The organism is Sphingomonas aestuarii, from assembly GCF_054457155.1.
In genome coordinates, this window is record NZ_JBTKVV010000010.1 from 44,610 (window position 1) to 70,681 (window position 26,072).

26 protein-coding genes and 1 pseudogene are annotated in these 26,072 nt (G+C 57.2%); 12 read left to right on the top strand and 15 right to left on the bottom strand.

Annotated features, from left to right (window positions below; genetic code table 11):
- Positions 1–29: 29 nt before the first annotated feature.
- Entirely contained in the window at positions 30–788 is a 759-nt protein-coding gene (locus ACX0GZ_RS14040) for a fimbria/pilus periplasmic chaperone (RefSeq protein ID WP_458817372.1), read from the bottom strand.
- A gap of 90 nt (positions 789–878) precedes the next feature.
- Positions 879–1,406: a hypothetical protein gene (locus ACX0GZ_RS14045; protein ID WP_458817373.1), complete on the bottom strand. Its 528-nt coding sequence runs from the start codon at positions 1,404–1,406 to the stop codon at positions 879–881.
- Between the two features lie 501 nt (positions 1,407–1,907).
- Between ACX0GZ_RS14045 and ACX0GZ_RS14050 the strand changes: the two genes are divergently transcribed.
- Positions 1,908–2,612 (top strand): response regulator transcription factor, encoded by a 705-nt coding sequence (locus ACX0GZ_RS14050; protein ID WP_458817375.1) that lies wholly within the window; start codon positions 1,908–1,910, stop codon positions 2,610–2,612.
- A gap of 27 nt (positions 2,613–2,639) precedes the next feature.
- Here ACX0GZ_RS14050 and ACX0GZ_RS14055 read toward each other — a convergent pair whose 3' ends face one another.
- The gene (locus ACX0GZ_RS14055) at positions 2,640–3,347 is read right to left on the bottom strand and encodes a hypothetical protein (protein WP_458817376.1); all 708 of its coding nucleotides are present in this window, start codon (positions 3,345–3,347) and stop codon (positions 2,640–2,642) included.
- A 155-nt stretch (positions 3,348–3,502) separates the two neighbouring features.
- On the opposite strand from ACX0GZ_RS14055, the gene ACX0GZ_RS14060 reads away from it, so the two are divergent.
- The 3 genes from ACX0GZ_RS14060 to ACX0GZ_RS14070 all read left to right on the top strand — a co-directional run bounded on the left by ACX0GZ_RS14060 (position 3,503) and on the right by ACX0GZ_RS14070 (position 5,586).
- Complete coding sequence (locus ACX0GZ_RS14060; protein ID WP_458817378.1) at positions 3,503–3,745, top strand: WGR domain-containing protein; 243 nt, start codon at positions 3,503–3,505, stop codon at positions 3,743–3,745.
- 249 nt (positions 3,746–3,994) lie between these two features.
- Positions 3,995–4,243, top strand: a complete 249-nt coding sequence (locus ACX0GZ_RS14065) for a helix-turn-helix transcriptional regulator (protein WP_458817379.1) — start codon at positions 3,995–3,997, stop codon at positions 4,241–4,243.
- Positions 4,244–4,248: 5 nt separating this feature from the next.
- Entirely contained in the window at positions 4,249–5,586 is a 1,338-nt protein-coding gene (locus ACX0GZ_RS14070) for a type II toxin-antitoxin system HipA family toxin (protein ID WP_458817381.1), read from the top strand.
- 81 nt (positions 5,587–5,667) lie between these two features.
- Here the strand turns inward: ACX0GZ_RS14070 and ACX0GZ_RS14075 are convergent, their stop codons facing one another.
- Positions 5,668–6,291, bottom strand: a complete 624-nt coding sequence (locus ACX0GZ_RS14075) for an outer membrane protein (protein WP_458817382.1) — start codon at positions 6,289–6,291, stop codon at positions 5,668–5,670.
- 94 nt (positions 6,292–6,385) lie between these two features.
- On the opposite strand from ACX0GZ_RS14075, the pseudogene ACX0GZ_RS14080 reads away from it, so the two are divergent.
- Positions 6,386–6,472 (top strand): annotated as a pseudogene (locus ACX0GZ_RS14080) (hypothetical protein); the annotation flags it as partial.
- Between the two features lie 30 nt (positions 6,473–6,502).
- Here ACX0GZ_RS14080 and ACX0GZ_RS14085 read toward each other — a convergent pair.
- Entirely contained in the window at positions 6,503–7,303 is an 801-nt protein-coding gene (locus ACX0GZ_RS14085) for a hypothetical protein (RefSeq protein WP_458817383.1), read from the bottom strand.
- 43 nt (positions 7,304–7,346) lie between these two features.
- Positions 7,347–7,973, bottom strand: coding sequence for a MobA/MobL family protein (locus ACX0GZ_RS14090; RefSeq protein WP_458817384.1), 627 nt, complete (start codon positions 7,971–7,973; stop codon positions 7,347–7,349).
- 185 nt (positions 7,974–8,158) lie between these two features.
- Between ACX0GZ_RS14090 and ACX0GZ_RS14095 the strand changes: the two genes are divergently transcribed.
- Positions 8,159–8,404 carry a hypothetical protein gene (locus ACX0GZ_RS14095; protein WP_458817386.1) on the top strand — a complete coding sequence of 82 codons (246 nt, stop codon included), beginning with the start codon at positions 8,159–8,161 and terminating at the stop codon, positions 8,402–8,404.
- A gap of 57 nt (positions 8,405–8,461) precedes the next feature.
- Here ACX0GZ_RS14095 and ACX0GZ_RS14100 read toward each other — a convergent pair whose 3' ends face one another.
- The 3 genes from ACX0GZ_RS14100 to ACX0GZ_RS14110 all read right to left on the bottom strand — a co-directional run bounded on the left by ACX0GZ_RS14100 (position 8,462) and on the right by ACX0GZ_RS14110 (position 10,190).
- On the bottom strand, positions 8,462–8,965 hold the full coding sequence (locus ACX0GZ_RS14100; RefSeq protein WP_458817388.1) for an RES family NAD+ phosphorylase: 504 nt from the start codon (positions 8,963–8,965) through the stop codon (positions 8,462–8,464).
- Positions 8,962–9,438 (bottom strand): type II RES/Xre toxin-antitoxin system antitoxin, encoded by a 477-nt coding sequence (parS, locus tag ACX0GZ_RS14105; protein WP_458817389.1) that lies wholly within the window; start codon positions 9,436–9,438, stop codon positions 8,962–8,964. Before parS ends, ACX0GZ_RS14100 begins: the two co-directional genes overlap by 4 nt.
- Before the next feature lie 239 nt (positions 9,439–9,677).
- Positions 9,678–10,190, bottom strand: a complete 513-nt coding sequence (locus tag ACX0GZ_RS14110) for a hypothetical protein (RefSeq protein WP_458817390.1) — start codon at positions 10,188–10,190, stop codon at positions 9,678–9,680.
- Positions 10,191–10,368: 178 nt separating this feature from the next.
- On the opposite strand from ACX0GZ_RS14110, the gene ACX0GZ_RS14115 reads away from it, so the two are divergent.
- From ACX0GZ_RS14115 to ACX0GZ_RS14125, 3 genes are read left to right on the top strand one after another with little or no spacing between them, the layout of a single operon-like run.
- On the top strand, positions 10,369–11,835 hold the full coding sequence (locus ACX0GZ_RS14115) for a hypothetical protein (RefSeq protein ID WP_458817391.1): 1,467 nt from the start codon (positions 10,369–10,371) through the stop codon (positions 11,833–11,835).
- Between the two features lie 59 nt (positions 11,836–11,894).
- Positions 11,895–14,711 (top strand): site-specific integrase, encoded by a 2,817-nt coding sequence (locus tag ACX0GZ_RS14120; protein ID WP_458817392.1) that lies wholly within the window; start codon positions 11,895–11,897, stop codon positions 14,709–14,711.
- Complete coding sequence (locus tag ACX0GZ_RS14125) at positions 14,708–15,547, top strand: hypothetical protein (RefSeq protein WP_458817393.1); 840 nt, start codon at positions 14,708–14,710, stop codon at positions 15,545–15,547. Before ACX0GZ_RS14120 ends, ACX0GZ_RS14125 begins: the two co-directional genes overlap by 4 nt.
- Here ACX0GZ_RS14125 and ACX0GZ_RS14130 read toward each other — a convergent pair.
- The gene (locus ACX0GZ_RS14130; protein WP_458817394.1) at positions 15,544–16,434 is read right to left on the bottom strand and encodes a 3'-5' exonuclease; all 891 of its coding nucleotides are present in this window, start codon (positions 16,432–16,434) and stop codon (positions 15,544–15,546) included. The two genes, ACX0GZ_RS14125 and ACX0GZ_RS14130, sit on opposite strands and share 4 nt — an antisense overlap.
- A gap of 214 nt (positions 16,435–16,648) precedes the next feature.
- On the opposite strand from ACX0GZ_RS14130, the gene ACX0GZ_RS14135 reads away from it, so the two are divergent.
- Positions 16,649–17,716, top strand: a complete 1,068-nt coding sequence (locus ACX0GZ_RS14135; protein WP_458817395.1) for a mannose-1-phosphate guanylyltransferase/mannose-6-phosphate isomerase — start codon at positions 16,649–16,651, stop codon at positions 17,714–17,716.
- Positions 17,717–17,838: 122 nt separating this feature from the next.
- On the opposite strand, the gene ACX0GZ_RS14140 is transcribed toward ACX0GZ_RS14135, so the two are convergent.
- On the bottom strand, positions 17,839–18,843 hold the full coding sequence (locus tag ACX0GZ_RS14140; RefSeq protein ID WP_458817396.1) for a ParB/RepB/Spo0J family partition protein: 1,005 nt from the start codon (positions 18,841–18,843) through the stop codon (positions 17,839–17,841).
- Between the two features lie 22 nt (positions 18,844–18,865).
- Positions 18,866–20,065, bottom strand: a complete 1,200-nt coding sequence (locus ACX0GZ_RS14145; RefSeq protein ID WP_458817397.1) for an AAA family ATPase — start codon at positions 20,063–20,065, stop codon at positions 18,866–18,868.
- Between the two features lie 226 nt (positions 20,066–20,291).
- On the opposite strand from ACX0GZ_RS14145, the gene galU reads away from it, so the two are divergent.
- Complete coding sequence (gene galU / locus ACX0GZ_RS14150) at positions 20,292–21,176, top strand: UTP--glucose-1-phosphate uridylyltransferase GalU (protein ID WP_458817398.1); 885 nt, start codon at positions 20,292–20,294, stop codon at positions 21,174–21,176.
- Positions 21,177–21,387: 211 nt separating this feature from the next.
- Here the strand turns inward: galU and ACX0GZ_RS14155 are convergent, their stop codons facing one another.
- From ACX0GZ_RS14155 to ACX0GZ_RS14165, 3 genes are all read right to left on the bottom strand, one after another.
- Positions 21,388–22,218 carry a helix-turn-helix domain-containing protein gene (locus ACX0GZ_RS14155; RefSeq protein WP_458817399.1) on the bottom strand — a complete coding sequence of 277 codons (831 nt, stop codon included), beginning with the start codon at positions 22,216–22,218 and terminating at the stop codon, positions 21,388–21,390.
- 408 nt (positions 22,219–22,626) lie between these two features.
- Entirely contained in the window at positions 22,627–23,592 is a 966-nt protein-coding gene (locus ACX0GZ_RS14160) for a replication initiator protein A (RefSeq protein ID WP_458817400.1), read from the bottom strand.
- 158 nt (positions 23,593–23,750) lie between these two features.
- On the bottom strand, positions 23,751–24,119 hold the full coding sequence (locus ACX0GZ_RS14165) for a hypothetical protein (protein WP_458817401.1): 369 nt from the start codon (positions 24,117–24,119) through the stop codon (positions 23,751–23,753).
- A gap of 627 nt (positions 24,120–24,746) precedes the next feature.
- Between ACX0GZ_RS14165 and ACX0GZ_RS14170 the strand changes: the two genes are divergently transcribed.
- Positions 24,747–26,063 (top strand): UDP-glucose dehydrogenase family protein, encoded by a 1,317-nt coding sequence (locus ACX0GZ_RS14170; protein WP_458817402.1) that lies wholly within the window; start codon positions 24,747–24,749, stop codon positions 26,061–26,063.
- Positions 26,064–26,072 lie beyond the last annotated feature (9 nt).

Consider the following 26,072-nt stretch of genomic DNA (forward strand, 5'->3'; position numbering starts at 1 on the left):
TGAAGGGAGATGTGCACGACATATCCCTTTTAAAGCGTCGTATACTTGGTCTGCAGCTGCCCCTGTAGCGGCCCAGCCTCAAGATCCGCAGGCGCAGGGATACGCACAACACGTTCCACGCCAGGCAGGATGTTAAGGCCAACCAAGGGTTTGACCTGATCACCGGTCAACGTAACGCTTCGGCCTGTGGCCGTGGTCAGTTGGAGCGATGGCTGGTCAAGAATGGCGCGAAGCGTGCCGTCCGAACGGATTCGTAGTTCGAGCGAAGCCCCGCCACCAGCCTCCGTAACTCTCGTGACCGAGGTTAGAGAGGCCGATGGCGTTGCTCCCTTGGGAACTACATAAAGCGCTGCCTCATACCGATATTTCATCGTCACATCGGCGACGCGACCGTTCGACTCGGCGCGTTTGAATTTGATGGGAAGCTGGTTTGTTACGATCCGATAGGCGAGCTCTTGCTTTGGCGTTGGATCCCCGACCCACTGGACCTTGAAACTCTGGCTGGTTTTTGGCTGGATCACCATCTGAGGCGGATAAATTACGATATCGTCGTCCTCTGGCGTCAGCACGTCCCCGCCGTCAGCTAACTGCTTTCGCCCATAGGCGCGCACTTCGATCGCAATCGGGACTTCGTGCGAATTGGTGATCATCATGGCCTGGCTTGAGCCTGGGCCGGATGGTGCCAGCTGAAAAACAATTGGCTTGAGGTCGTAAGCAGCCACGTGAGCGGCCGTTGCGATCGCTGCTACTGCAACAAGTAATCCTATGATTTTCAAACGTGGTGACATGACAGATCCCCCATCTGATGCCTGGTGACTGAAGTGGGTCGGGAAGACGCGTTCCTCCCGACCCAAAGCAAACCTCTATGCTGGGGGTGCTTAGAGGTTCGCTGTCAGCGTAATCGTCAGCTCATCCTCGTAGGTGCCGGCGACCGCATATTCAGCGAGACTGTCGAACGACAGATCGAGGTTGCCGGTACGGGTGCCACCATTGAGCAGGATGTTGACCCAGTCATTGTTGGTGACGATGTTGACGGGTGCCGCCTGCATGCTTGCGGAATTGGTGCTGGTGGCGCCAATGCCCAGACCCAGGAAGCTGGCTTCCACGTCATAATCGATGTTCACTGCGCCGCCGCTCTCGACATGCCGCATTCCGCCGTTTTGCGACTGCAGCGATACGGTATAGGGCGAGTTGCAGGAATAAAGGATGGTCAGGACGCCCTGATTTCCGGTTTCCAGCATATCGACGGTGTAGGAGCCATTGCCTTCGGGAACGAGTTCACAATTGCTGGCAACCGATCCCGAAAGGGCAATTGCATAGCTTTCGGAATCCTGGGCCATTGCGGGCGTTGCAGCAAGCACAAGCGATCCGACTGCAACACTGGCGATCTTTGCGATGGTTTTCATGATCTGTCTCCTGTTGGTTTTTCCGTGACAGGACCCCCAAACACGCTCGCAGACGCCTAAAATATGTCTCTGCTGCATGCTATCGTGCCCCGTCAGCGAATTTACCGGCATCGATAGATAATGGAGACGCACTGTAGGGCGCTCGAGATGCTCAAGTGGTTGAGCGAAACAGTCATACGATAAAATCAACTATCTATATGGACTTAGCGCAAACGCTTATGCTCTGACTGATGCGCTTTAGTGTTAATGAACACCCATTAGTGTCTGAAAATATCTATTGAGTTTAGAATTTATTTATCTATTGTTCCGCCCTCGGGTCCGAGTCGCACTGCGTATCGATGGTCGGCAACAAATCGGATTTCTTCGCTCGGCATGCGGGACAAGAGGGAACACCCTTTACCCATATTTTTAATGCCAGAGCGTCGTCTGTTTGCGTTATCGCAAGGACACCCGTTTGTTTCTGATCGCTGTAGTTTGACGATTCAGATTCATGGGGGCCTCATGTCCGAGCAGCTATCTGTAGTCCTGGTTTGCCAGGGCTCATTGTTCTGCGAAATGATCGGTAAGGCGCTGGATGCAAAGGGAATCACTGTCTCGGTATCGACCCGCAATTTTCAGACGGCGCTTAAGACAGTCGTCAATTCGGCCGATGTCGGCATCTATGTGGATACTCATCATTCAGCCGAAGGCGAGCAGCTAGCAGCGATGGCCGCCAAGATCCCTGTTGGGAACTGGATCGTGATGCATGATGAACATGATAGCGGTTTTTATTCGGCGATGGTCGCGCGTGGAAAGCCCGCTTGCAGTGTGCCCACTGATCTGTCTTGCGAGGCATTGGGCCATCTTGTGGCCTTGGCGGCGGAGGTGCCCAGAATTTGCATCGGCGAACCAGACGGCGCCATTCATTACCACTCCCGCAGCAAAGCCATTCTGACCGCAAAGCTAGATCCTGCTCAGAAGGAATTGCTCCAATTTCTCTCGCAGGGCATGTCCAACAAGGAAATTGCCCGCGTCAAAGCCTGCACTGAAAACACCGTGAAGATGCGCGTGCGGGCATTGCTGACCAAGCTGGGCGTAGCAAACCGTACGCAGGCGGGGGTCCTCGCGGCGTGCGCGGAATTCATGGAATATTCCCAATCACGGGATGCTCCGGTATCGGGATTGCATAACCGTCGGAAGGAAGATCAGGCATCGCTGTTCAACTGAGCCAGCGAAGACCTTTTCCTGATACGCTTATTTGATCGCAAAACTCAGCAGTTCGAACCTGGCGGGGGCTGTCGCAAATACCCCGTGCCCCCGCGCTGCGGTCGATCCAAATACCAGTCCGAGCCGATCGGTATCCCGGAGCGCCGCGGCGTAGGCGGCAGGGTGTTCGGATGGATTCTTGCCAAATACCGAAATCCATTCCGGGTCGCGCAGGCTCACCGTCATCTCATGGACGCCGGGTGCGATGTTTTGCACCGCATGGTTGGGGGCATACCAGCGGTAATGCTCATAGCGGCCCTTGGCGCTCCAGGTGTCGCCACGGCGCTGGAAGAACAACGACACGGTCCCTGGTAGCTCTGGGTGCTCCTGGGGAACGAAACGCGTGCCTTGCGCCGCTGTCACCTTGTACCGCACCACGATCTGCGACTTTCCCGCCAGCGAACCGGGCGTGAAGGTGACGTAGTGGACGTGGCCGTCGGCCCTGCTCTTATGGGGGAAATCGAAATACCAGCCTGTCGGCGTGGCCACGGGCTGAAGCGGCATTCCCACCGAGTAGTTTTTGCCGCGAATGATCGGCCCGATCTCCCATTGCTGGGCGAGCGGTACGGCAGCGATCACGATCGAACCCAATGCGGACGCAGCGACTGTGGAGGCGATGACAGCGGTTCTCATCTTCATGTGCAAACCCATAGCACGCCGCGAATGTCCCAAACTGAACGCTGTCGTCACGAACATGAAAGCATCGCGTGTTTCCCCGGGGAAACACGCTAGCGTTTGTGATCGAGCGACTGAATCAATCTGACCTCACTGATTCAATCGATCCGTAAGACAGTCGCGCCCGCGCGAGATAGTCTCTCACAATGGCCCCCCTGCCCTACGCCCCGTTAGAAATGACCGCGATCGACGGTCCGCGCGGTGTGCATCGTCGCTGGAGCGTCGTTGCCTATCGCGATCTGTTCGGGGCGTTGTTGGTGGAGACGCGCTGGGGACGATGTGGTTGTGTCGGTCGCACCCTGATCCGCTGTTTCCCCGACGAAGCTACCGCACGTCGCTATGTCAGCCAATTACTCACCCGGCGGCGTTCGGCCGTGAAGCGAATCGGGGTTGGCTATGCATTGAGGGATGCCGCTTAAGACGATCTAAGGGCTACGACGCGAAAGTGCTCTGCATTCGCCGGGCGTGTGAACGACAGGTCGACCTATGAGACCTGCTGGGGAGCGGAGAATAGGTGCTCAACGTCCAATATACGGTTTACCCATAGCTACCAAATATACCTCTCAGGGTATATATTCCCGATATACCTTGCAGGGTTTACTTATCCATTATACCTTTTATGGTATATAATTAGATTATAACCTGTGTGGGATAGAGTGGAAAAAGCTATGGATCAGGTGATCCGATCGCCGAAGCAACTGGGCGCGCTTATCCAGCAGGCGCGCGTGCAGCAATCAATGTCGCAGAAAGATTTGGCTAACCTCATCGGCACCTATCAGAAAACCATCTCGAGTATCGAGAATGGCAGCCCCGGCGCAAAGATCGACACAATCTTTTCGCTGCTTGCTGCATTGCATCTCGACCTTGAACTGGCTCCACGGCGCAAATCCAGTGTGAAACTGGACGAGATTTTCTGATCTTGGTGCGCCGCAAGACTCACGCGCCCCTTAAAGTGTTGATCAACGGTCGTATCGCGGGCCTGCTCGCACGCGAGGCAAGCGGCGCGACCCGCTTCCAATATGACGACAAATGGCTCGAATGGGAGCATCGCTTCGCGATCTCGCTGTCCCTGCCCCTGCGCACCACGGCCTACCAGGGCGCGCCCGTTGTCGCCGTGTTCGACAATCTGCTGCCCGACAACCCAGATATCCGCCGCCGGGTGGCCGAGCGCACCGGTGCCCAAGGAACCGACGCCTACAGCCTGTTAGAGCAGATCGGCCGCGACTGTGTTGGGGCGATGCAGTTCCTGCCGGAAGAGATCGAGGCGGAGCGGACGGCACTTACGGGAGAGCCGATCAGCGATGAGGAGATCGAGCGTCTGCTCGCCAACCTTGGCGGTGTCCCATTGGGGATCGATCCCGAACATGAATTCCGCATTTCGGTTGCTGGCGCGCAGGAAAAAACGGCCCTGCTTCAGGACGAACATAAATGGCTGCGACCGACCGGCACCACCCCGACCACGCACATTCTGAAGCCGCAACTGGGCCAGATACCCACCTCGACAGGGGTGATCGACATGACCGACAGCGTCGATAACGAGCATTATTGCCTGAAGCTTCTGGAGTCGTTCGGACTCAAGGTCGCATCGACGGCCATTACGACGTTCGGGAAGCGCCGCGTCCTCGTCGTTGAGCGGTTCGACCGCCAGCACGTCAGCGACGGTCGATTGCTACGTTTGCCACAAGAAGATTGCTGCCAAGCGCTTGGTATTCCGCCGAGCCGCAAATACCAATCGACCATCGAGGGCCATCAGAACGGCCCCAGCGCCCTTGATATCCTGAAACTGCTGCGCGGCAGCGACGAGCCAAGCAAGGACCAACTCGATTTTTTCAAAAGCCAGATCCTATTCTGGCTAATTGGCGCCACGGATGGGCATGGCAAGAACTTCAGCGTCTTCCTGCGGCCCGGCGGCGGGTTCGAACTCACCCCGTTCTACGACGTGCTGTCGGCGCAGCCTGCTTTCGACAAAAGACAAATCCCAAACAATCGCTACAAGCTGGCGATGTCCGTTGGCCGATCGCGCAAATATCAGATACTGAACATTGCCGGACGGAATTTTGTTGAAACAGGCAAAGAAGCGGGTCTGGGGCCTATCCCAATCAAGAAAGCCATCGCTGAAATATTAGATGCAGCATCAAGCGCCCCGGCACGCGCGCGTGAACAAATGCCAGACGATTTCTCGAACGCAGTGCACGACAGCATCTCACGCGCGCTAAACGAGCGTCTCAAGCTATTGAAGCCAGCCTTGGACGATCTCTGATTTCCTCGTCATAATGGCGCAGCGCTTTGATGATAATGGATCGGGGGCGGTCCGCGACCCTTAGACCACCCCCCACCCGAGTTAGAACCGGAAGCCGAAGCCCGCCAAAACCTGGTGACGTTCCAGGCCCAGCTCAAGACGCGACGTGTCCACAATCAATTCCGCACCGCTGTAATTGGTGTAGACGTATTCGAGCTTCAGATAGCTGCCCGCCCGAATGTCAGTCTCGAACCCCGCGCCAAGATGGAAGCCATCGAGGTTTTCGCCTTCGTCTTCGCTGTCGAGAATGCCTTCGAAGTCCTCATAAGTCGCCCGAATGCGTCCGTTGCTGTAGCCGCCTTTGGCGTACAGGGCCGAGCCCGGCGTATAGATGTAGCCTACGCGACCGCCGACCGCGATGTTGCGACCCGACCGGATGCAGAATTCGTCCAACTCTGTGAGTTCGTTGCATTCGCGTGCTGTTGAGCCCTCAATGCCAGCATAAGCACCGAACATCGTCTGGCCTGCTACCATGTCGTAGCCAATTTCACCGCCATAGGCGAAGCCGTCAACGCCAGCGGATTCGCGAAAATCATCGGTGCCATCGCGGTATTCGACCACCAATACTGGACGGTCGTAGCCAACCCTGACTTCTGCGCGCGGGCCTTGCTGAGCAAGTGCAGGCATAGCAAAAACAGTTGCCGCGAGCGCGACAGCAAACTTCATCGTATTCATTGTTTCCCCCAGGGGCCGCTTCAAAAACAAAGCGATTACCGAGGTAAATTCAGATGGTTAACGAAGCGTTGGCCTTGCCGAACTTCTCGGAGTGTCCCGCCAGAGCATCACCTCAATCAAACGTGGGTCGCCCGAACTCAGTCTCTCGCTGGCTCTGAAAGCTTCTCACGTGCTGCAACTGAGCGCCGCCTGCATATTTAGATCATTCACGATGTCCAAACCATCGCCTAGCACCGCCAGCGCGCAATCCCATTATCGTCGCAGTAATCACCATCACTGCCGATATGCCGGTGGCCAGTGCGACCGATTGAGCCTCTTGGCCACCCGAGCTGTAGATTGCGACCAAGGCCCATAGGAAGACGATCGCATAAAAGGGATTGCCTCCAATCCTGAACAATGCCGCCCCAGCAATCACGCCGCCCACCACGATGATTACTGCCGCAATGATCGGCGTTGCCTCGTCGCCTTCTACCCCGTGAAATTTGAGTGCGGCAGTGATGTTGACGATCGTGGCCGCGGTCAGCCAGCTGGCCAGTGCGCTAAGCGGCAGGACCGCGCACCAGCGCTCGCCGGACGTGAAAGGCCTATCCCACTGCATGAACCGACGCACGACGACCAGCAGGGACACCAGCGTGCCCACGATGATGAGCACCGAGATCGCACTCAACCCATAGGACTGGGTGTAGAGCGCCCATAGAGCATTGCCGAGAAAGGCGCTGGTGGCAGGCATCCGAATGTTTGCAAGCAGGCCGTTGTCGCGCTGAGATGGTAGCGCCTGGTAAACCGCAAACACCAAGGATCCGGCATAGAGTGGTCCCCAAATGGAAAAGGCCCAACCCGCCGGGGTCACCAGGCTCCGCACCATGTCCGAACGATCCCCAATCGGCTCGCCGATGCCAAGTTGCGGCAACACCGGTGTCAGGATCTGCAGGATAGCGAACACAAGTGGCGCTGCGATTGTCAGCGAAGATTGCTGCAGCCCTGGCTTTGATATGGCGGTCATCGTTCTTGAACCGCTACGCCGTAGTTTTGTTTCGCCTCCGAATTTATGCGGCCATCCGGTAGCTTTGCGGGTAAAGGCCCGTGTGGTTCCACCAGCGTTCGCCCAATCGCTTGCGGGCAACTTCCGTCCGAAGCCAGGTCTGCCTTAGCCGGCCAAATTCGGCATGCTGACGGTTATAGACCCTCGTGGTGATCAGAAGGTGGGCGTGGGGCGCAATTGCTGGAGCAACCCCGTCTTCGTCACGAGCATGGATTGCCCAATCGACGATCATCCCAGTCGGGGTGAGATAATCTTCGCAAAAGCCAGTAATTAGATCGATCCAGGCATCACGGTTCAGCCCCATCGGTAACGAGCCCACAGCATGAGCGCATACCGGCTCAGAAGGACGATATCGTTGCGCTTGCAAATCGGCATCCAGCCACAGCTTCACCCCGGCAAGGGCAGGATCGATGCTACGCTTCGGCCCGCAGCGTCCAGTCGCAATCAAGTCGTTACGCTGTGACCAATCCGGCAAGGGGCCGTAAAGGCCCGCACCCTTTTGCCGATTGATATACAGCCAATTTGCTTGGGCAGTTCGAAACGTCCGGAGCAGTTCGGGCCGATATCGGCCGGCATGTTCGAGTACCGAATAGCGCAGGTTAAAAGGTCGATCTTCATAGAGGGTTGGCATTGGTTTTTCCTTCCGTTGGTTGCCGCAAGAAGCGGCGGCTTGATCCCGGAGCGACATGCTTCCGAGGATATTTTTCTGAGTTCGGCTTGGCTTCAGCACTGCTCTGTGCAGGCGAACATTTCGTCACATAATCTGGGCCTGAACCCCGGGATGACGGCGCATGGCGGTTTGACCACCAACTTGGCTTGTCCGAATTAAGAGACGTTAAGAATGGCGATGAGTGTCCAGCGAAATCGAAAAATTATCATCAATCATCATCAAATCTCACCCTCACCACCAAAGATCAGGGCGGTGGGAAAGCACCCGACCATCCACGCGCGGGATCGAAAGCCGATCAACCGATGAGGCGCTTGCTAGGGCAACAAGCTATTCGAACGAATGGCGCTGTGGATGCTGACATGACCTCAAAATCGACCATGGCGAATGGCTAAGGGAATGGGAGATATGCCGCAGTCGCGCCCCATCACGTTCCAGCAAATGAGATGGGACTAGGCCGCCGGATTCAGGCGAGGATCGAGAGCAAACGGCTCCTGCCCGATCAGGGAGAAGGCACTTTTCGTCTTGATAGGATCGAAGATCACGTTCCAACTGTGACTTGAAACGACGCTTGGGATGACAACGAACTCGTGCTTGGCCAGCATTTCGTCACCAAAACTTTTTTGCCCCGCCCCCGATAGACCAGGAACAAGCCAGTTCGGGTTAGGCACATCTTTGGGATCGATAATGTGGATGTCTGCGGAAGTTTCGATCCGAAACCACGTCAAGATATGTGGATCGGTGTCGAGGACATCGAAGCCTTTGTGAACCGCCACCTCCAGAACGGATGTTGCTGGATCAAGGGCTGCATAGACAGCCCGCACACCTGCGTTGTTCCACCGACCGCCAACGAGAAACGCACCTTCACCGCTATCCCATGTAGGCGCATGTTTGGCACGATCGAGCCGCCAGCCAACAAGCTCAGTGCCTCCCAAAGCACCGGGGAGCGGGATCATGTATAAACGCCGAAATCGATCCGTGTGAGGTGCTGTTCAACGAGTTCAGCACCCGCGGGCGTTGAGAGCAGATCGATGGGACGCTGACGATCAAGCGCCATAGCGGGCTCCTCGAGAAACCGTTCGGCAGCTTTTTGAGAGCCGAAGATATCCACGGCCTTTGCGAGAATTTCGGCAGCCCTATAAAGCTTACCGCTCTGCTCGCGACTTAGCCGGATTTTTGCACCTGCCTTTTTATGCCGTTGAAAGGTACGGAGACTGACGCCCATCACTTTGTCGATCGTGTCTTCCCGACCCATCATCGGAAAGGTGCGAACGAAAGCCACAAGTGATTTGCTGGGAAATCCTTTCTCGATGCTCGCATGCGCTTCAAGCGGCGTTGCAAACGGATCTTCCAATATCGATGCGCCGCCAAGCAAGGAGACAATCTTCTCCATACCTGTTTCGTCTGCTTTGGTTACCGCCCGTGTCATGATACGTCTCACGTCGTTCTAGAAACGACATATGGCGTTTAGATCAGAAAAATCAAGCAGCCTATCATTTGGAAGAGCTATGGGCAGGTCGAGCAAAGTCCTAAAAATCATAATCATCAAATCTCTGATTCATCACCAGAGATCAGGTCGTTGGAAAAAGCCGCTTGCACATGCGCTCGGCAAAGACAGACGATTAAGCGAAGAGGCGCCCACTGTGCAGCAGACGCCTCCCCGGAAGGTCACGCAGCAATTCGAGAATTTGGATCCAAACCCGCTGATTCAGCAATCGAAGCCAGGATTGATTGCGCTCGCGCCTTGAACTTGGCGCGACCGCGAACTTCACCTTTTGCGATCGACGTTTTGGGTCGCCCTGGACGGTAGTCCATGCCATCTGGATGGAAGCTCACCATACCCTTGCCCTGCTGACAGATCAGAAACATTTCGCCACTTGGGCTCGCCCAAGGCGCACAATCCGTTTTGATGTGCGTGACGCCTTTCTGCACGGACGCGACATGAATGCTTCGCGGCCCCTCAGCCTCAAAACCAGGTTCGAATTCCAGATAAATGACGTCTGCGTCGCTGGCATTTGCCGATGCAGCCAGGTCAGCGAGCTGAAGAAGCGGAATAGCCTCCCCCGCAACGACCTCGACGCAAGGCTGGCTATTGGCCAGCAATGCCCGGTGCGGGTCTGCGATGAACTGCATCGCTGCTGCATAAGCCTTAATCTGTTGCTTGCCGTCTTCCGTAAACATTTCTTACTCCTTGATCCGCACATCAGCGGAAGCTTTTCCCCTCCCAATTAAGGGGCACTACCCCCTTGCTATTGCGATGATCTGGACTGGATCAGTCCTTGGAGTGGCTCCAATTTAACGTAATATTACAGGGTCATGCCGACAGTGCGCGGCTGTGGGCTCGCACGATATCTCAGATTTGGGCGGATATTCGTCAGCACGCCTGATCGGCTATTCCGATTATCTGTTGCAGGCGACACAGCAGACCCGCCGGCAGATGATCGCAGGTTGGTCGAGGGCCTATTCGCGTCAGAACCAACTGCTTCCCTATGCCGGCACCTGTCTGTCCCCTGGCGCAGCGCTACGGCTATCCAACTATCTGGATGAGCAGCTCCGAACCGAACCTCGGCGGAACGAACTGGGTGGAGCAGCCCTGTTGTCATCGGTCCTGACAACCGGTCGTCATGCTCAGGCATTGGCCAGGGTTCGACTATCAGCTTCGGATACCATCCCAACGGAACCCGCGCTGGTCATGGGCGAACACTGGACCTGGTGGCTTCCACCGGGAGAGCCGAGCAGCGCCCAGCTGCCGGATCCCAACATACCGGTTCAAACCATATCCCGGCCCGCGCTCGTCCCCCTGCCCTGCACCGATCGAACACGTCGTCTGATCGAACGATGCATGCTCACACCCGAACAGCCGTTTCTGGCGAGTGCCCTGAGTTTAACCAATCCAAACATGAATTTGAGAGCGGCAGGCCGCCGGGCCGGCATATCGGCTTCGCTTTCAGAGCTGCAGAATTGGCTATTTTACCGGATAGCATCACAGGAAAAGGGCGACGTTGCGGTTGCCGCCATGATCACCGGCCATGTTCCGCCGATCGCCCAAACCGCGATCCATTATACCCATATGGAAACGGCCGAAATCCACGCGCAGTTGACGCAGGCGTTGGTCGGGTTTGATACGATACCGACCAGTAGCCCCCTGCCCCCGCTTGACCTGGGAAGCCGCTATGCCCCTTCAATGGATCAGCTGCATAAGCTGACTTCCCGCCTTGCTGCGCCGCTTCAGCGACCGGCCCGGCACAAACGTCGCGACTGGGTCGAAACCCATAACGCCATAACCTTGCACACCTGTCTGATGAGCCTGTTTGCAGCCGGGTTTCGTCCAGCCGCGCGGCTGATCCCATCATCGCGCGCCATCGACCCCGTTACCGGGTTTCTGATCATCGACGATAAGCCGCTGGCCGACAATTTCAAATCGCGGCTTCTATGGATGCCGACAGCCTTGCGGGAACAGTTGGCGCATTACGAAGCCCATCTGGAAATCTTACGATCAAAGATTGCGATTGCGGCTGATCCCATCCCGTTCTTGATCGAGCCGTCGCATGCACAGACACGACTTACGCCGCGCATCATCCGGTCGGTTGTGCGGGACGCGCTTGGATATTCTCGAGCCAATGCCGGACGCCATTTCCTTCGAACCCAGTTGCGTGGAAAATTGTCGAGCGAAGCACTCAATGCCTTGCTGGGCCATTGGCTTGCGGGTGAAGAGCCTTGGGGAGAAAAATCGGGCCTCGATCCTCTCGCCTATCGGCGTGAGCTCATCTTGCACCTTGATCCGTTGATTCAAAGGGCTGGATGGAAGCCCTTGAGGGGCCTTTGATGGACATGTCCCACCGCGGCTTTGTCCGCGACCATCAGCTTGCACGGTCATCCAGCGGCATGACCGCCGATCTCCTGCATCAGGCAACGCATGCCGAACAATTTGAACGGGTCCTGATCCAAAGACTGGAAAGCGCTTTGGTCGATGGTGTGCCGATCAGCATGCTGGAGCGGGAGGGGCTTGTTTTGGCCAGCGCCATCCTGTTCGGCGCGCTGATCGACCAGCGATCATGGCGCCAATGGATGTTGCGATCCCGTGGGATAATGATCGATGCCACGGATTCGGCATCCCGTTTCCACCCGATAGGATCAAGCCACCCGAAACCCAGCAGCGGCACCAAACGCAAGACGCCAGGGCAAAGAAGGTATCAGAACCCGTCACAAAAACCGCTCGAGCAGCTAAACCACCGTTGCGAACTGCCGCGCTTGCCAGTCGCCGGTCGGGCTTGGGTCGACCTTGATGTCGGCACGCTTCGAAATGACCGCTCCATAAAGATCGACCGGCGTCGATGGGTGGCGGATCCCATGACTCAATTGCTGCTGTGTCATTGGCAGGACGAGCGCCTCGACCGCGCTGACAAGACCATCGATGCGGGTGAGGCACTGGCCGCCGCATTTCGCATTGCGCCGTTACACGAAAATCTTGCGAAAATCGAAGACATTCTGGCCCAGGCTGCAACGGCGAAATGGCGCTTTCGCATGCCCAGTTTCATCATCGATGCCATCGGACCGTCGGGCACCTGCGTTAGCATCGCCCCCGAAAGATGGGCAGTTTTGTTGGGCCGAAACACCGAGCCGCTTATTTTGCGTAAGTGCACATTGGACAAGCCGAGAAAATCGCCTGCGAAAGGCTCGTCGAACCGGGTCTTGAACATTTTGCAAGATGCGCTGCCCGAAAATTCAGCCGCCACATTATCGCGGCGCAAAGGCTCGTCAAAACAGATCGAGCTGCGTGCTGCGGACTCAGAGTTGCGGCCGGTCGAAGTCTTGGTCCTGCGATGGGCGGCCACCCGGCTGTGTCCTGAACGCTATGCCATTCATCGCAACCGGCGACTTGCCCCCTCGACCATCATTGCTCGCGCAGCCGCGCTGGTTGCGTTCCTGTTGAAGGCATTCGGAAATGAAGACCCGAGACGGCACACGGGCCGACAGTATCTGGAAATCCTGAACGCGTCCGTCCGATTACCTAAAGCATCCATTCGCCCCAGTGATCTTGATTGTTTCACCGATTGGATGAACCGTTCCCATCCACATCTGGCTTTGATCTGGGAGCATCCCGGCCTTCGGAGTTTGGGCGGCGTTACCGCCGATATCGTCACAAAAAACGAATATGACCGCCTGCTAGCGCGGTTCGATCGGCATACAATGAACGGCGCCATGACCCGTTTGCTGGTCATTTTGGGTTTTCGTGCAGGATTACGCTGGAACGAAGCCGCCAACCTGCAAATCGCCGATCTGGACATTATCGGCGACCATATCGAACTTTGCATTCGGTCGAATAGCGATCGCAAACTTAAATCAGCTGCGGGTCGCCGCCTGCTGCCCCTTCATTTGTTGTTGGAAGAGGCCGAGCAACGCGAACTGCTCGATTGGTGGCACGACCGCCGCGCAACGGCAGCGGCCGGTCTTCCCGGAGACGATCCCGATCCGCAAAATCGCCGACGCCTGTTTCCGCATTACGGTTCCGACCTCATGCCGTGGGTAAAGCGGACGCTAAATCATGCGCTCAGGGAAGAAACTGGCAATCCCAAATCTGACTATCATATGTTTCGTCACAGCTGCGGATCCTATCTGCTGTCCACTTTGGCATTGCCGATCGATGTTCCCGACGATCAGCTTCAACCTGCGATCGACCCCTCGCTCGTTTCCCATGTGCGGCGTGGTAGGCTATCCCCTTTGTTGGGCCATTCGGGCCGCGATGGGGTCAACGCCGTTCATGCCGTTGGCGCCATTCTCGGACATTCTGGCGAGGCCGCCACGCTACGCTCTTACATGCATCTGCACGATTGGCTCGCCTGCATCTATACGTCGAGACCAGCAGTCCAGGCGGGGGTATCCGGCGCATTGGCAGGCATGCTGCTTGGCATGAGCCCTGACGCAGCTGAACGCGCAAGTCGACGTCAAAGATTTCGCCAACCCACAGATGCGACAGCATTGGAGAATATCCCGCAACGTGGCCGTCCTTGCGGGACACGCCAACGCAGGAGAGGCTCGGTGATCCTTGCTCCTCTCCTCGACCGCAAAATCATCAAGGCTGTTGGCACACCTGTTCTCGACCGACCACCACGGCAGTCCGAGAATAATCCAACGATGCCGTTGAAAGCGATGCTGGCCCTGCCGTTGAAAGCGATGCTGGCCCTGTTGCTTGCCTCAAGCGAAGCGCAGCGGGTCAGTGCTTCGCGACAACGAGCGTTTCGCACACCAGCAGGTCAGGAGTTGCTGACGGCGCTCGAGGCCATATTATCGATCCGAACACGCGGTCGTGGCGGTGTGGACCGACCAAGATTTCACAATCCGATGGTAAAATCTCACCGCTTTGGCGTCCGAGAACAAAATCAACTCGAGCGGCTGCTTCACGGACTGATGGCGCTACCTACGGCCGATCAACAGATGCTCTCCAGCCAATTCCTTGGCGGATATGATCCATCGCGCCGAAGCATCCGGATGAGCCAAAATTCTTATGCCGAGACCATTCAAAACCTGGAACGCGCAGGGTTCGGACCGGTCGAAGTGGTTTTGAACCGTCAAAGCGCGATCCTCCATCTGGCCAATCGACGGCTTCTTTACCGTCCGACCTTATGGGCGCTGGTTATCCTCTCCGCTCTTCACTTCTCGAAAATCTCGGCTTTTCCATCAAATCATCAGAGAGACCTATGAACGCTCACACCGCTGGCCATTTCCAGATGAATGACGTCGATGGCGCCGATATTGCCGAAGCACTGTTCGGGCCGTCGAAGAAAGAGGTGGCGCAGGCCTTGGTCGGCAGCAAATTAATCACCAGCAGCGAAACCGAATTCGCCATTATTTCCGCGCAGTGCGACAACACGTCGGTTGAAATCGACCGCAACGGCCATCCCTTTGCGCGATCAATCCGCGGTTGTTTCGTGTCGCCTACGGAATCTTTGCTGGATGCCATGGCCGCGCATTACGCGGCGATCTGCGACATGCCCGATGTGCCATCGCTCGCATCGAACCTTCAGGTGCTTCGGGATCATGATATCGGATATGATCCGGGGTACGAAATGTCCGCGCTTCTGGCGCATCACCTTCAAAACCCTGTCCTTCCCGACATCAATACGCGTCTCCGCCTAATGTCTGCGCTATCCCTGTCCAAACCGGATCAGACAAAAAACACCAAGGCCCGATCTCAAATTCTGGCATATTGGCTCAGTCATTATGACCACACGCAGGAGCGGGTTCCGGCTGATATTGCAATCGCCGCTGCCAGGTCCTTTCGACATGACGGCGAAATTGACGACGCATTCGGGATTCTGGATCGTGCCGATGAGGCTGAGCTGAGCGAAGACACGCTGAAAATCATCTGCGTCCAAAAGGCGTCGCTATGGATCGACCGCCACGACCGAAACGGCAACGTCCGACACCTCCTCACCGCCGCGACATTCCTTGCGCAAGCTGAGGCTCTTGGCCCAAATGAATATACGAAGAAGGTACGGGCTCGGTGGGAAGCGCGTCATGGGGTTCTCGCCCGCTAAGTGGCATAGCGGGTATACCAGTCGATCGGCACGACCTCGGCACATACCTGGCTTCCCAAAGAGGCCAGGAACACGCGCTCGCTCGATACTCGCTCATCGTCGCCCTCGATCCACCATTGTCGGCGATCGGCGTTCCAGCGATACCCAGCGCGCTTCAGCATAGAGCGCATCTCGAAGGGAGCGCCGGACGCGAACAGCCGAAAGGTTTGACGTTCGGCTTTCTCGATAAGATGCGCTGCAGTGGTTCGCCCATCCTTGGCAATTCTGGCAAGCAGGCAAGCGAGCGCCCAAGCGTCGTCACCTGCGCGATGGGCGTTGGGCATATGGAAACCGGCCGAACTCACGAGGTGGCCAAGCGCCCTGCCCTCCAATCCGAACTCTCGCCAATCGATATCGCGTAAGCTGCAGGCCCAGGGATGTGTCAGTGACGGAAAACGCTTGATCAAAAAGGGGCGGTCAAAAGCTGCCTGATGGCTGACAAGCACATCGACCTGATCAAAGATCGTCCGCACCAGTTGCTCGTCGAACGATTTGCCTTTCAGCAGCTTATCGTCGATCCCCGTTAACGCCTCAATCTCGGGCGACAGCGCATGTCCGGGGTCCTCAACCATTGTCGTCGGCAAGCTGATGTCAACGAGGTTGCCCTCCCCGTTCAAAGCCAGTGTCACGATCGCGATCTCGATCGCTTTATCCTGGTTGGCATCCAATCCAGTCGTTTCGATATCGACGACACCGATCCTTAGATATGGCCCTTCGGCAGGCATGGGATGTGCCCAAAAATCTGTCGGGTGCGGCAGCGGTCGCAGCACACGGTATCTGGGATCCCGCTCGATCTGCGACGCCAGACGCTCGCTGGTCGATGGCAAGCGATGATAGAATGAATCCACGTTTTTTTCCCTTCCAAATAGAGATTTACTCCTTTTCGGATTGGAAAGTTCTCAGGGATGCAGCGGATGTTTCCCCGGGGAAACACCCACACTTCCGAATGCCCAATGTCATAAAATGCTGCGTGTTTCCCCGGGGAAACATCGACTGCCAGTTCGGCAATTGTGTTGTGTTGAGGCGGTGGTTAGAGCGACCTCGATCTGTCCGGAGCATTCAATGACTAGCTACCCTATCATCCAGCCCGTCATTCTCTCCGGAGGATCAGGGACGCGCTTGTGGCCAATGTCGCGACCGGAAATGCCCAAACAGATGCTGGCGCTTTCCGGGGAGCGGACGATGCTTCAGCAGACAGCGTTGCGCACCACAGATCGGACGCGTTTTGCGGCACCTATTGTCGTCGGCAACGCCCGCCATGCCGATGTGATCGATTCCCAATTATCAGCCATCGGAATCGTCGATGCTCAGCTATTGCTAGAGCCATGTGCGCGAAACACAGCGCCGGCAATTGCGCTGGCAGCATTCGCGGCAGGCGCCGACAATAGTGTTTTGCTGGTAATGCCGTCGGACCAGATCATTTCTGATCCAGAGGCATTTCAGGCGGCGATCAGGGCAGCTCTGCCGCTCGTCGCCGATGGTTGGCTGGCGACATTTGGCATTCGCCCCGACAAACCTGAAACTGGCTATGGTTATATCCAGTCTGGGGAAATGCTTGCTCCCGGCGTTCACCGAGTGCTTCGCTTTGTCGAGAAACCGCCAATTGAGAAAGCGCGGGAGATGATCGCAAGCGGCGATCATGCGTGGAACGGCGGCATCTTCATGTTTCGCGCGGACCAATATCTTACGGTCCTGCGGCATCATGCATCCGCCATGGCCGATGCAGCGCAGACTGCGATGAATGCCGCGCGGAGCGAGGGCACCCATATCTTGCCAGACCGGCAGGCTTTCGAAGCCTCGCCGTCCGATTCAATTGATTATGCCGTGATGGAAAAAGCTGATCGGGTGGCCGTCGTTCCAGTTGATATGGGATGGAGCGACCTTGGTAGTTGGGATGCGCTTCACGCAATCAGTGACCTGGACGATGACGGAAACACCTGCGCTGGGCCGGTATTAACGATAGGAACCAGCAATTGCCTGGTGCGCAGCGATGGATTGAAGATTTCCATCGTTGGCGGGCAAGATCTAATCGTAGTGGCCAGCGGCGACGAAGTGCTGATTCTGCCGCGGGGTCGCAGCCAAGAAGTTAAGAAGGTAATCGCCGCGCGCGAGAAATTGGAACAAGCTTGAGACTGGCAGTTATGGCTATCCATCGACCCGTCTCAGCCATTGCTCAAATGGCATAGAAAAGCCCCGCCGTGCTGCTCTTCCAGACCTGTTTCCCCGGGGAAACAGAGCAGTCAGCTTTATGACTAAAGCGACTTTTTCAGCGCCTGATTGACGAAATCCAGGATTTTCCGGCGGCTTAACCCGGTCTTTGGTTGGATTTTGATCGTCAACGCCCCCCGCGGGCTTGGCGTAACAGACAGAATGAGCGTGCCGTTCTCGTCGCGAAATTCTGATACCGGTACAGGCGTTGCGACGGTAGGTGCCGACAACAGCCTCTTCATTACTTGATTGGCAGGCAGGGGTGGGTTTCCGGTGTCACGTCGCTCCTGCTGGATCACGGCGAGGTTCTTGGCCTCAGCCAATATCGCTGGTGCTAGATCCTCTTGACCGATCATCTGCGCCAATGCGTAGGCTGGCTTAAGCTGGAGGTCTGACGGATCTCCAAAGGCTGAAATGACATCCTGCGGCAACTCCGCAACGCGGATCATCTTGGATAGCCATCCTTTCGACAGCTTCAATCGTTCTGCCATTCGGCTAAGATGGTTGTTGTAATGGGTCTTCAGTGCTGCTGCGTAATTTAACGCCCGCTCAAAGTCTGAGATGTCCGCACGCGCCCGGTTCTCAATGTCTGCCAATCTGAATGCTGTTTCGTCGTCTAGCTTTGCGACTTGGGCGAGGAATCGCATCTCGGGATAGCTGTGGCGACGCAGCCAGGAGATAGACCAATGTCGCCGCGTACCGGCGACCACCTCATAATCGTGGTCAGGATCGCCCTCGATCTTGCGGACCAGTGCAGGAAATTTCTGGCCTCCTTCAGCAATGAGAGAGTCGAGGAGTTCGCGACAATTGGTCTCGGACAAATTCGCATAGTTTCGCGCATTGCCGGGCCAAACGCGCACCCGATCAGGATCGAGCAGCAACTCAGTAACCTGAGTAACCTCGCGGCTTGTAACTCGCGCAATCGCATTACTGCGACCAAGCAAGGTCGTGCCCCGAGCTCGTTCTGTCCGTGTCGGGGCAGGGGAGGCAGCAACATCGTCGTCATCGGACAAAAAATCGCTCAGCCATTCGCTTTGTTTGCGTGCCATGTGCGTGCCTTCTTCGTTCGTATCAAATCAGCGCTTGGGCGAGCGCGATGTCAGTGGGCACTGGTGTCCGCCCCCAACCTTGGCGCACCAATTGTTCAATCTGTCCCAGCGCCTCATCCAGATTGGACCGGCAGCGCTTGTGGGTCTTGGGGGTGCCGATCGGCCGCTCCAGTTCGTAGACCGTCATCATCCGCATTGCCGCGTGGCTGATTTCCGCAGACTCCAGAATGGGTATCGTCAGGAGGGAAGGGCCGAAGCTTTGCTCCATGATTGCACGGACCATGGCGTGACTGGGATCATTGCCGTCGAACTTTGAGCAGATCAGCCGCACGAACTGATAATCCACCTCGATGCCGGCTTCATTTAGCTGATGCAGGACCTGGTCCATCATCGACAGGAACTGGACCGTCGAACAAAAGTCCGGGGTGGTAGCTGCCAATGGCACCAGCAGGGCGTTGGCGGCCTGCATCACCGCCAAGCTGATCGTGCCCAATGCCGGCGGTGGGTCGAGAAGGACGATATCGTAATCCCGAGCGAGGTCCGCCAAGCCCTGCTTTAGTTTACGGAACCGTGCCGATAGGACCGATCCACCATCGCTGCCCGCGGCCGCCAGCTCATACTCGATATCGAACAGCTCGAGGTTGGAAGGGATCAGATCGACATTGGGCCAGGGTGTCTGTTTGACCGCATATAGGAGATCGGCCTGGGTCGGATCGATCGACAGATAGGGGTAGAGCGTTTCTTCACGTTTGATGTTGAAATGCGGATTGAAGCCAAACAGCGTCGTCGTCGTTGCCTGGCTGTCGCAGTCGACCACCAGCACGCGATATCCCTGGATCCCGAAATAGTGCGCCAGATGCGTCGTGACGGTCGATTTCCCGACACCACCTTTGAAATTCTGGACGGCGATGATCGCCGGGGGGTCATCGGAGGCGCGGGCAGGGGAGGCGTTCAGGACTTGGCGCATATGGAGAAGCTGATCGACGCTATAACCCTGACGTCGCCCATTATTGCCTGCAGGAGGCGGAGGCAGGCGCCCGTCCTCCTCAGCCATCCGTATCCGATTGGTCGAACAACCCAAAAGTTGCGCGGCCTCAGCAATGCCGATCCGCACATTCAGGCCTTTGCGACTTTCCGGCAAAAATGCGTTACGTCTCAACCGCTCGATCATGCGCTCGCCCGCATCAGCAAGCTTTCCGATCTCCCCGACAATTGCACTCATTGCGTTTCAGCCGATCCAATTTGAATTCGAACAGGCTGATTTATGCGAGAAAAGCTTCATTTAATCAAATTTCTCCCGCTTCGCTTTTCCGAAAATGTCGGTAGTCAGCAACCGCTGTGTCGCGAACAATGCTCGGCTATGTGAAGTACGCCTGCTCAACCGCGTTGCCACAATAGATTGCGAGCTACGATCTAGGCTCAACAAGTCATTGAAACAGGGGGAAATCATGTCGTTCAAACCGCTTCGCAAAGCCGTCTTTCCCGTGGGCGGCCTGGGGACGCGCTTTTTGCCCGCAACCAAGGCGATGCCCAAGGAGATGTTGCCGATCGTCGATCGCCCGCTGATCCAATATGCCGTCGAAGAGGCGATGGAAGCGGGGATCGAACAGATGATCTTCGTCATCGGACGCGGAAAATCAGCGATCGAGGATCATTTCGACATCGCCTTCGAGCTTGAATCGACGATGACCGATCGCGGCAAATCGCTCGATATCCTCGATGCGACCCGCTTGCAGCCGGGTCAGATCGCCTATGTCCGGCAGCAGGAGCCCATGGGGCTGGGGCATGCGGTTTGGTGCGCACGTCATATCGTCGGTGACGAACCCTTTGCCGTCCTGCTGGCCGATGATTTCATGATGGGGGCACCCGGATGTCTGAAGCAGATGGTCGAGGCCTATAACCGGGTCGGCGGCAATTTGATCTGTGCGCAGGAAGTGGCCGACGATCAGACCGACAAATATGGCGTGATCACGCCGGGCAGCCGGGATGGCGCACTGACCGAAGTGCGCGGACTGGTGGAAAAGCCGAAAGCGGGTACGGCGCCGTCAAATCTCGCAGTGATCGGACGCTATGTGCTTCAGCCCGAAGTGATGCGCGTGCTGGAGACGCAGGAAGCGGGTGCGGGTGGTGAAATCCAGCTGACCGACGCGATGGCGCGGATGATCGGCGACCAGCCATTCCACGGCGTGACGTTCGACGGCGTCCGCTATGACTGCGGCGACAAGGCGGGGTTACTGCAAGCGAATCTGGCGGTCGCGGTCGAGCGTGAGGATATCGGCCCGGCGGTCCGTGCTTTTGCGAAGCAGACATGTGCCAAATTTGGTTCGATATAAGCTCCGCTAAAATACGACGAAAGCACATTCCTTTGCTCTCACAGTTCGTGCTTTCGAGTATCAAACCAAGCCGCCCTCATAATCGTCCGTTTTCCACGCTACCGAAACCGCATGCTCTCACTGGAGAGCAGGTGCCGGCATGGCCGGCACTCCCGCATAAGCGGCATGCATTGGTTTTTGGGGTTTTTGAGACGGTTCTTCCATCACGCCGTCAGGCGCAACGCGGTTGGCCGACTAGGCCAATCTCAATTAATCCTTGTCTAATAAACTTCGATTGCGGTTGCGGACGGTTTTGAGACTCACATTGAGGACCGTCCAGTGAAGCTCCGAGACGAGCGAGCATCTTTCCCAAAGCACCATCTGCCATATGCTCGGCCAATTCGCGGCAGCTAAGCCCAGCGCGCATATGACCCAGCGCTTCGATCCGCTCAGCCTCATGGACGACAACATCGTCGGGAAGGGGGGCAAGGCGCATCCAGCGGGGCAGGAAGCGTGAAATGCCGTGTGGCTCTGCAGGCCGATAAGCGTTCGATGTCTGGTGGTAACGAGGGCCCGGTCCCTGAGCGTCGACCTTTTTGAACCGGCGTTGTTTGATCAGGAAACCCGCGGCTTCCAACAGGCTGAGTGCGCGCGCAATGGTTGCGCGGCCAAGTGCCGTTGCCTCGGCCAGATAATCGTAGCTCGGGTAGACACGGCCCCGGTTGAGCCTGGCGAGCGTCAGCAGCGTTTCATACACCCGCACTGCACCTGCGGTCAGCGCGGCGATCGGCCGCTCAGCGGCGGTTAGGGACCGTCCTTCGCTGCGCGCCGCACGCTTCAATCTGCGCCCCGTGTCCAAGGCTGCGCGCGCCTGACGAAGCAAGCGATCGGTTTCGCCCTTCCCTGGGACCGCAAAGAACATGTCTTCGAATGTGCCGGCTTCAATGCTTCCCCGCAGCACGGGTGCCCCGGTGCGATTAGAAGCGCCTGACCGCGCAGGCCGCTTCCGCTTGACCGATCCCAGCGCCATGGCTGCCGCCTGATCGAGGGTATAAAAATCCATCTTCCATCCCCTGATGGGGCTGGGACAGCAGGCAAAAAGATTCCGTGGCGCGAAACGCGCATCCTTGAACCGAAGCTCGATCAGGCGTATGGAGAATGAGACGCTAATCTCGGACGACGTTTGGCGACGTCGCTCCACATACCTTTGGGATGCCCGGCCTTCACCGCCGGGCTTTCCTTTATCTGGTCACAGCCACTCCATTGATTTGCATTCGGCCCCACCGCCGAATGGCATCAATTGTTGCAGCAAAAATCCAACATCGGAAGCGTCCGCGGTTCGTGCTTTTGGATATCAAACCCGAAAAAAGTTCGTGCTTTCGGATATCAAACCGCGCTGCATTCGTGCTTTCGGATATCTATGTCCGCGCAACTTCGTGCTTTCGAGTAGCAATGGCGCGAAGCAGGGGGCTTAGCGCGGCGCCGGTGACGTGGGCGAAGCACTGTCCATGTCGATCGTCATGGGTTCGGCAAGGGCAGGAGGGCGCTTGGTGATGACCACCCGTGCCGGGATCGACGGGCGCCCGCGGCGTGGCGGGGCAGGGGCCGTACCTTCCGCCGGTTGGTCCGCAATTTCCACCAGTTCCAACCGATAATCCGGGATCGTATCGGCAGCCGCAATCTGCCGGATTGCAGCGCGGAAATTGGGAAGGGGGTTCTGATAGCCGATTTGCAAGCGGAAGGCCGCGAGATCGACATCAAGCCGATCTTCGCCGCTCGAGCGTGCCACTTCATAAATGCGGCGTTCGATCGGCCCGAGCTGGAAATAGGCATTGGCATAATCGAGCACGTTGCGGTCGAGCAGGATTGCTCGAAACAGCCAGTCGCACATGCGGATCCGCACCGCTTTCAGCCGCCGCTCACCCTTGCGGGTCTTGGTATAGTGAAGCCTGGCCTCTGAGAGCCACGAGAAGAACCCTTCCTCGCCTTCTCCGCCCGCTTCGATGTTGGTCTTGATCTGGGTGCCTTGAAGCCGCTCCAGCGCCTCTGAGAGGCGCCCATAGGACCGGGCGGAGTGATTGGCACCGGTGACCTGAAACAGGTCGTGTGCCGTAAAGGTGAAGTCCTGGGCGACCTGCTCCCCAGCCTCGACCTTGGCGGCCATAAGGCTAGCAATATAGAGGACGACTTCCTTGTCGTAGATGGTCGCCACCCCGGTCGCCGACGGCCGCACCTCGATCGAAACGGCGTCGCGTTGATAGGTGAGCGGCTTCATCCAGGCGTTTTTGGACAGCGCGAAGAACGGAAACGCCATCAGCGAGCGCTCGCCGCGGATCTCGCTCAGCAGCGGACTATCGAGACGGAACAGGCTCCCTTGGTCGGAAGGCGCGACAGCCCGCGACCGGTTCGCACGCGAAGGGGAGGGGGGGCGGCTCATGTTCTATTTCTACTCGAAAGCACGAAGATTGGAGAAGGTAACGGTATCGGGCTTCTGATTTTCGCGGACCGCCGCCGCCAAATTCGTGCTTTCGGATATTAAATAGGCACCAGATGTTTGGTCAGACCGCCGGGTCAGATCGGCGCTCCGCAAGCCCATCATCGCGGTTGGACGGCGCGTTCGGTCGCTTGATCGGCGGCCTCGAATGGCGAGGTAGCGTTTGCCCGGGGATCGTAATTGCGGTCGATCCGGTTGCGCAGACGGGCCTGAACGCGGTTCTGAATGCGATTGTTGATGCGAGCCATGGGATTGACCCCCTCGACCTGAGCACGGGTCTGACGCACCCCTGCCTGGCCAGCAGCACTCTCGGCGATCTGGCCTGCCCGCGGGGGCGGGGTGGTCGATTGCGGGGGCGGCAACTGGTTCAGCGTTGGATCGGCCGTTAGCCCGCCCACGTCCTGCGCCCACGCCGGCGCCGCAATTGCGCTCACCATCAGCGTGGCGATCACGCCAATCCTGTTACGCATTATAATCTCCAAACGTGCGGCCCTGATCACATAAAGCCCATTTGCATCAGTGTAGCTATTAAAGGAGGACCCGCCAACCATGACAAGAGCATGGGGCAAGAAGTCGAATATGTCGCTTTGGTTCGCCGCCCCCTCCAAATTCGACCATCCGCCATTAAATTAAATGAAGGCAGCGCACTCAGATTAGCGGCAAGGATGCGTCGTGCGAACGGCATCGAGACGAACCGGAGCATAATGGCTCCAGGCAGCCATTTAATCCTTTTCTGCAATCTACGGATACAAATGCCGCCCCTACATAGTCTGATATCTCTTCGCCATACTAGCTTGATCACAATATGACGTGCTTGTTTTGGCTAACTGTCTCCGATAGGGATATATTTTTAATCACAATTACGCTTTGATGAAATCGAAGTAATTCGGGCCTACCTTTGCCATAGCCACGTCATGATGTGGTTATTTACCGAGGTCTTATTTTGTATTGTTTTGCATATACAATTGGCTAATTGGGTATGATGCGTATAATTTACGATAACTCACACCATTCATCGATATCACTATATCTTCTTTGGTTGCATTGCCTTTCTCTCCCTGACCAACTAGCTCACTTTCTTTTTTCAAAGGAATCTCATGCGTATCGTGATGATCGGCTCGGGCTATGTGGGCCTGGTATCGGGCGCGTGCTTTGCCGATTTCGGGCATGACGTGGTGTGCGTCGACAAGGATGCGACCAAAGTCGACAAGCTGAACGCGGGCGGCATTCCGATTTACGAGCCGGGGCTGGACGAGCTGGTCGCGCGCAATGTCGCGGCGGGGCGGCTGTCGTTCACGACCGAACTGGCCGGGCCGGTCGGTGAGGCTGAAGTGGTGTTCATCGGCGTCGGTACGCCTGCGAGACGCGGCGATGGCCATGCCGACCTGTCCTACGTCTATGCCGCTGCGCGCGAGATTGGCGCGGCGCTGAAGGGCTTTACCGTGGTCGTCACCAAATCGACCGTGCCCGTCGGCACCGGCGACGAGGTCGAGCGGATTATTGCGGAGGAAAATCCGGACGCGGATTTCGCCGTCGCGTCCAACCCCGAATTCCTGCGCGAGGGCGCGGCGATCGAGGACTTTAAGCGTCCTGACCGCATCGTCGTTGGCATCGAGGACGAGCGCGCCCGCGGGCCGATGACCGAGGTGTACCGTCCGCTGTTCCTCAACCAGTCGCCGCTCTTGTTCACTCGCCGTCGCACCAGCGAGTTGATCAAATATGCCGCCAACGCGTTCCTCGCGATGAAGATCACCTTCATCAACGAGATCGCGGACCTGTGCGAAAAGGTCGGGGCCGACGTGCAGGACGTGTCGCGCGGCATTGGGCTCGACAACCGGATCGGGTCGAAATTCCTGCACGCCGGACCCGGCTATGGCGGATCCTGTTTTCCCAAGGACACTCTCGCGCTAGTCAAGACCGCCGAGGACAATGGCGCGCCGATCCGGTTGATCGAGACCACGGTTGCGGTCAACGACAAGCGCAAGCGGGCGATGGCGCGCAAGGTGATCGCGGCGGTCGGCGGCGACGTACGCGGCAAGACCATAGGCGTGCTCGGGCTGACGTTCAAACCCAATACCGACGATATGCGCGATTCACCCGCCATCGCTATCGTCCAGGCATTGCAGGACGCAGGCGCGGTCATCCGCGGTTACGACCCGGAAGGCATGGAAGCGGCCAAGGCGGTGATGCCCGACATCACTTATTGTGATAGCGCCTATGACGTCGCCGCGGGTGCATCGGCGGTGGTAATCGTCACCGAATGGAACGCGTTCCGCGCACTCGACCTGTCGCGTTTGAAGGCGAAAATGGAGCAGCCGGTGCTGGTCGACCTACGCAACATATATCACGCGGATGAGATGAAGCGCGTAGGGTTCGCCTATTCCAGCGTTGGTCGTGAGAGTGGTATGAATTGATTTTTTGCA

What these genes read in the sequence shown, in the direction of transcription:
- ACX0GZ_RS14040 (WP_458817372.1), bottom strand. Translation starts at nt 788, where the DNA reads ATGTCACCACGTTTGAAAATCATAGGATTACTTGTTGCAGTAGCAGCG.
- ACX0GZ_RS14045 (WP_458817373.1), bottom strand. Translation starts at nt 1,406, where the DNA reads ATGAAAACCATCGCAAAGATCGCCAGTGTTGCAGTCGGATCGCTTGTG.
- ACX0GZ_RS14050 (WP_458817375.1), top strand. Translation starts at nt 1,908, where the DNA reads ATGTCCGAGCAGCTATCTGTAGTCCTGGTTTGCCAGGGCTCATTGTTC.
- ACX0GZ_RS14055 (WP_458817376.1), bottom strand. Translation starts at nt 3,347, where the DNA reads ATGTTCGTGACGACAGCGTTCAGTTTGGGACATTCGCGGCGTGCTATG.
- ACX0GZ_RS14060 (WP_458817378.1), top strand. Translation starts at nt 3,503, where the DNA reads ATGACCGCGATCGACGGTCCGCGCGGTGTGCATCGTCGCTGGAGCGTC.
- ACX0GZ_RS14065 (WP_458817379.1), top strand. Translation starts at nt 3,995, where the DNA reads ATGGATCAGGTGATCCGATCGCCGAAGCAACTGGGCGCGCTTATCCAG.
- ACX0GZ_RS14075 (WP_458817382.1), bottom strand. Translation starts at nt 6,291, where the DNA reads ATGAAGTTTGCTGTCGCGCTCGCGGCAACTGTTTTTGCTATGCCTGCA.
- ACX0GZ_RS14085 (WP_458817383.1), bottom strand. Translation starts at nt 7,303, where the DNA reads ATGACCGCCATATCAAAGCCAGGGCTGCAGCAATCTTCGCTGACAATC.
- ACX0GZ_RS14090 (WP_458817384.1), bottom strand. Translation starts at nt 7,973, where the DNA reads ATGCCAACCCTCTATGAAGATCGACCTTTTAACCTGCGCTATTCGGTA.
- ACX0GZ_RS14100 (WP_458817388.1), bottom strand. Translation starts at nt 8,965, where the DNA reads ATGATCCCGCTCCCCGGTGCTTTGGGAGGCACTGAGCTTGTTGGCTGG.
- parS (WP_458817389.1), bottom strand. Translation starts at nt 9,438, where the DNA reads ATGACACGGGCGGTAACCAAAGCAGACGAAACAGGTATGGAGAAGATT.
- ACX0GZ_RS14110 (WP_458817390.1), bottom strand. Translation starts at nt 10,190, where the DNA reads ATGTTTACGGAAGACGGCAAGCAACAGATTAAGGCTTATGCAGCAGCG.
- ACX0GZ_RS14120 (WP_458817392.1), top strand. Translation starts at nt 11,895, where the DNA reads ATGACCGCCGATCTCCTGCATCAGGCAACGCATGCCGAACAATTTGAA.
- ACX0GZ_RS14125 (WP_458817393.1), top strand. Translation starts at nt 14,708, where the DNA reads ATGAACGCTCACACCGCTGGCCATTTCCAGATGAATGACGTCGATGGC.
- ACX0GZ_RS14135 (WP_458817395.1), top strand. Translation starts at nt 16,649, where the DNA reads ATGACTAGCTACCCTATCATCCAGCCCGTCATTCTCTCCGGAGGATCA.
- ACX0GZ_RS14140 (WP_458817396.1), bottom strand. Translation starts at nt 18,843, where the DNA reads ATGGCACGCAAACAAAGCGAATGGCTGAGCGATTTTTTGTCCGATGAC.
- ACX0GZ_RS14145 (WP_458817397.1), bottom strand. Translation starts at nt 20,065, where the DNA reads ATGAGTGCAATTGTCGGGGAGATCGGAAAGCTTGCTGATGCGGGCGAG.
- galU (WP_458817398.1), top strand. Translation starts at nt 20,292, where the DNA reads ATGTCGTTCAAACCGCTTCGCAAAGCCGTCTTTCCCGTGGGCGGCCTG.
- ACX0GZ_RS14155 (WP_458817399.1), bottom strand. Translation starts at nt 22,218, where the DNA reads ATGGATTTTTATACCCTCGATCAGGCGGCAGCCATGGCGCTGGGATCG.
- ACX0GZ_RS14160 (WP_458817400.1), bottom strand. Translation starts at nt 23,592, where the DNA reads ATGAGCCGCCCCCCCTCCCCTTCGCGTGCGAACCGGTCGCGGGCTGTC.
- ACX0GZ_RS14165 (WP_458817401.1), bottom strand. Translation starts at nt 24,119, where the DNA reads ATGCGTAACAGGATTGGCGTGATCGCCACGCTGATGGTGAGCGCAATT.
- ACX0GZ_RS14170 (WP_458817402.1), top strand. Translation starts at nt 24,747, where the DNA reads ATGCGTATCGTGATGATCGGCTCGGGCTATGTGGGCCTGGTATCGGGC.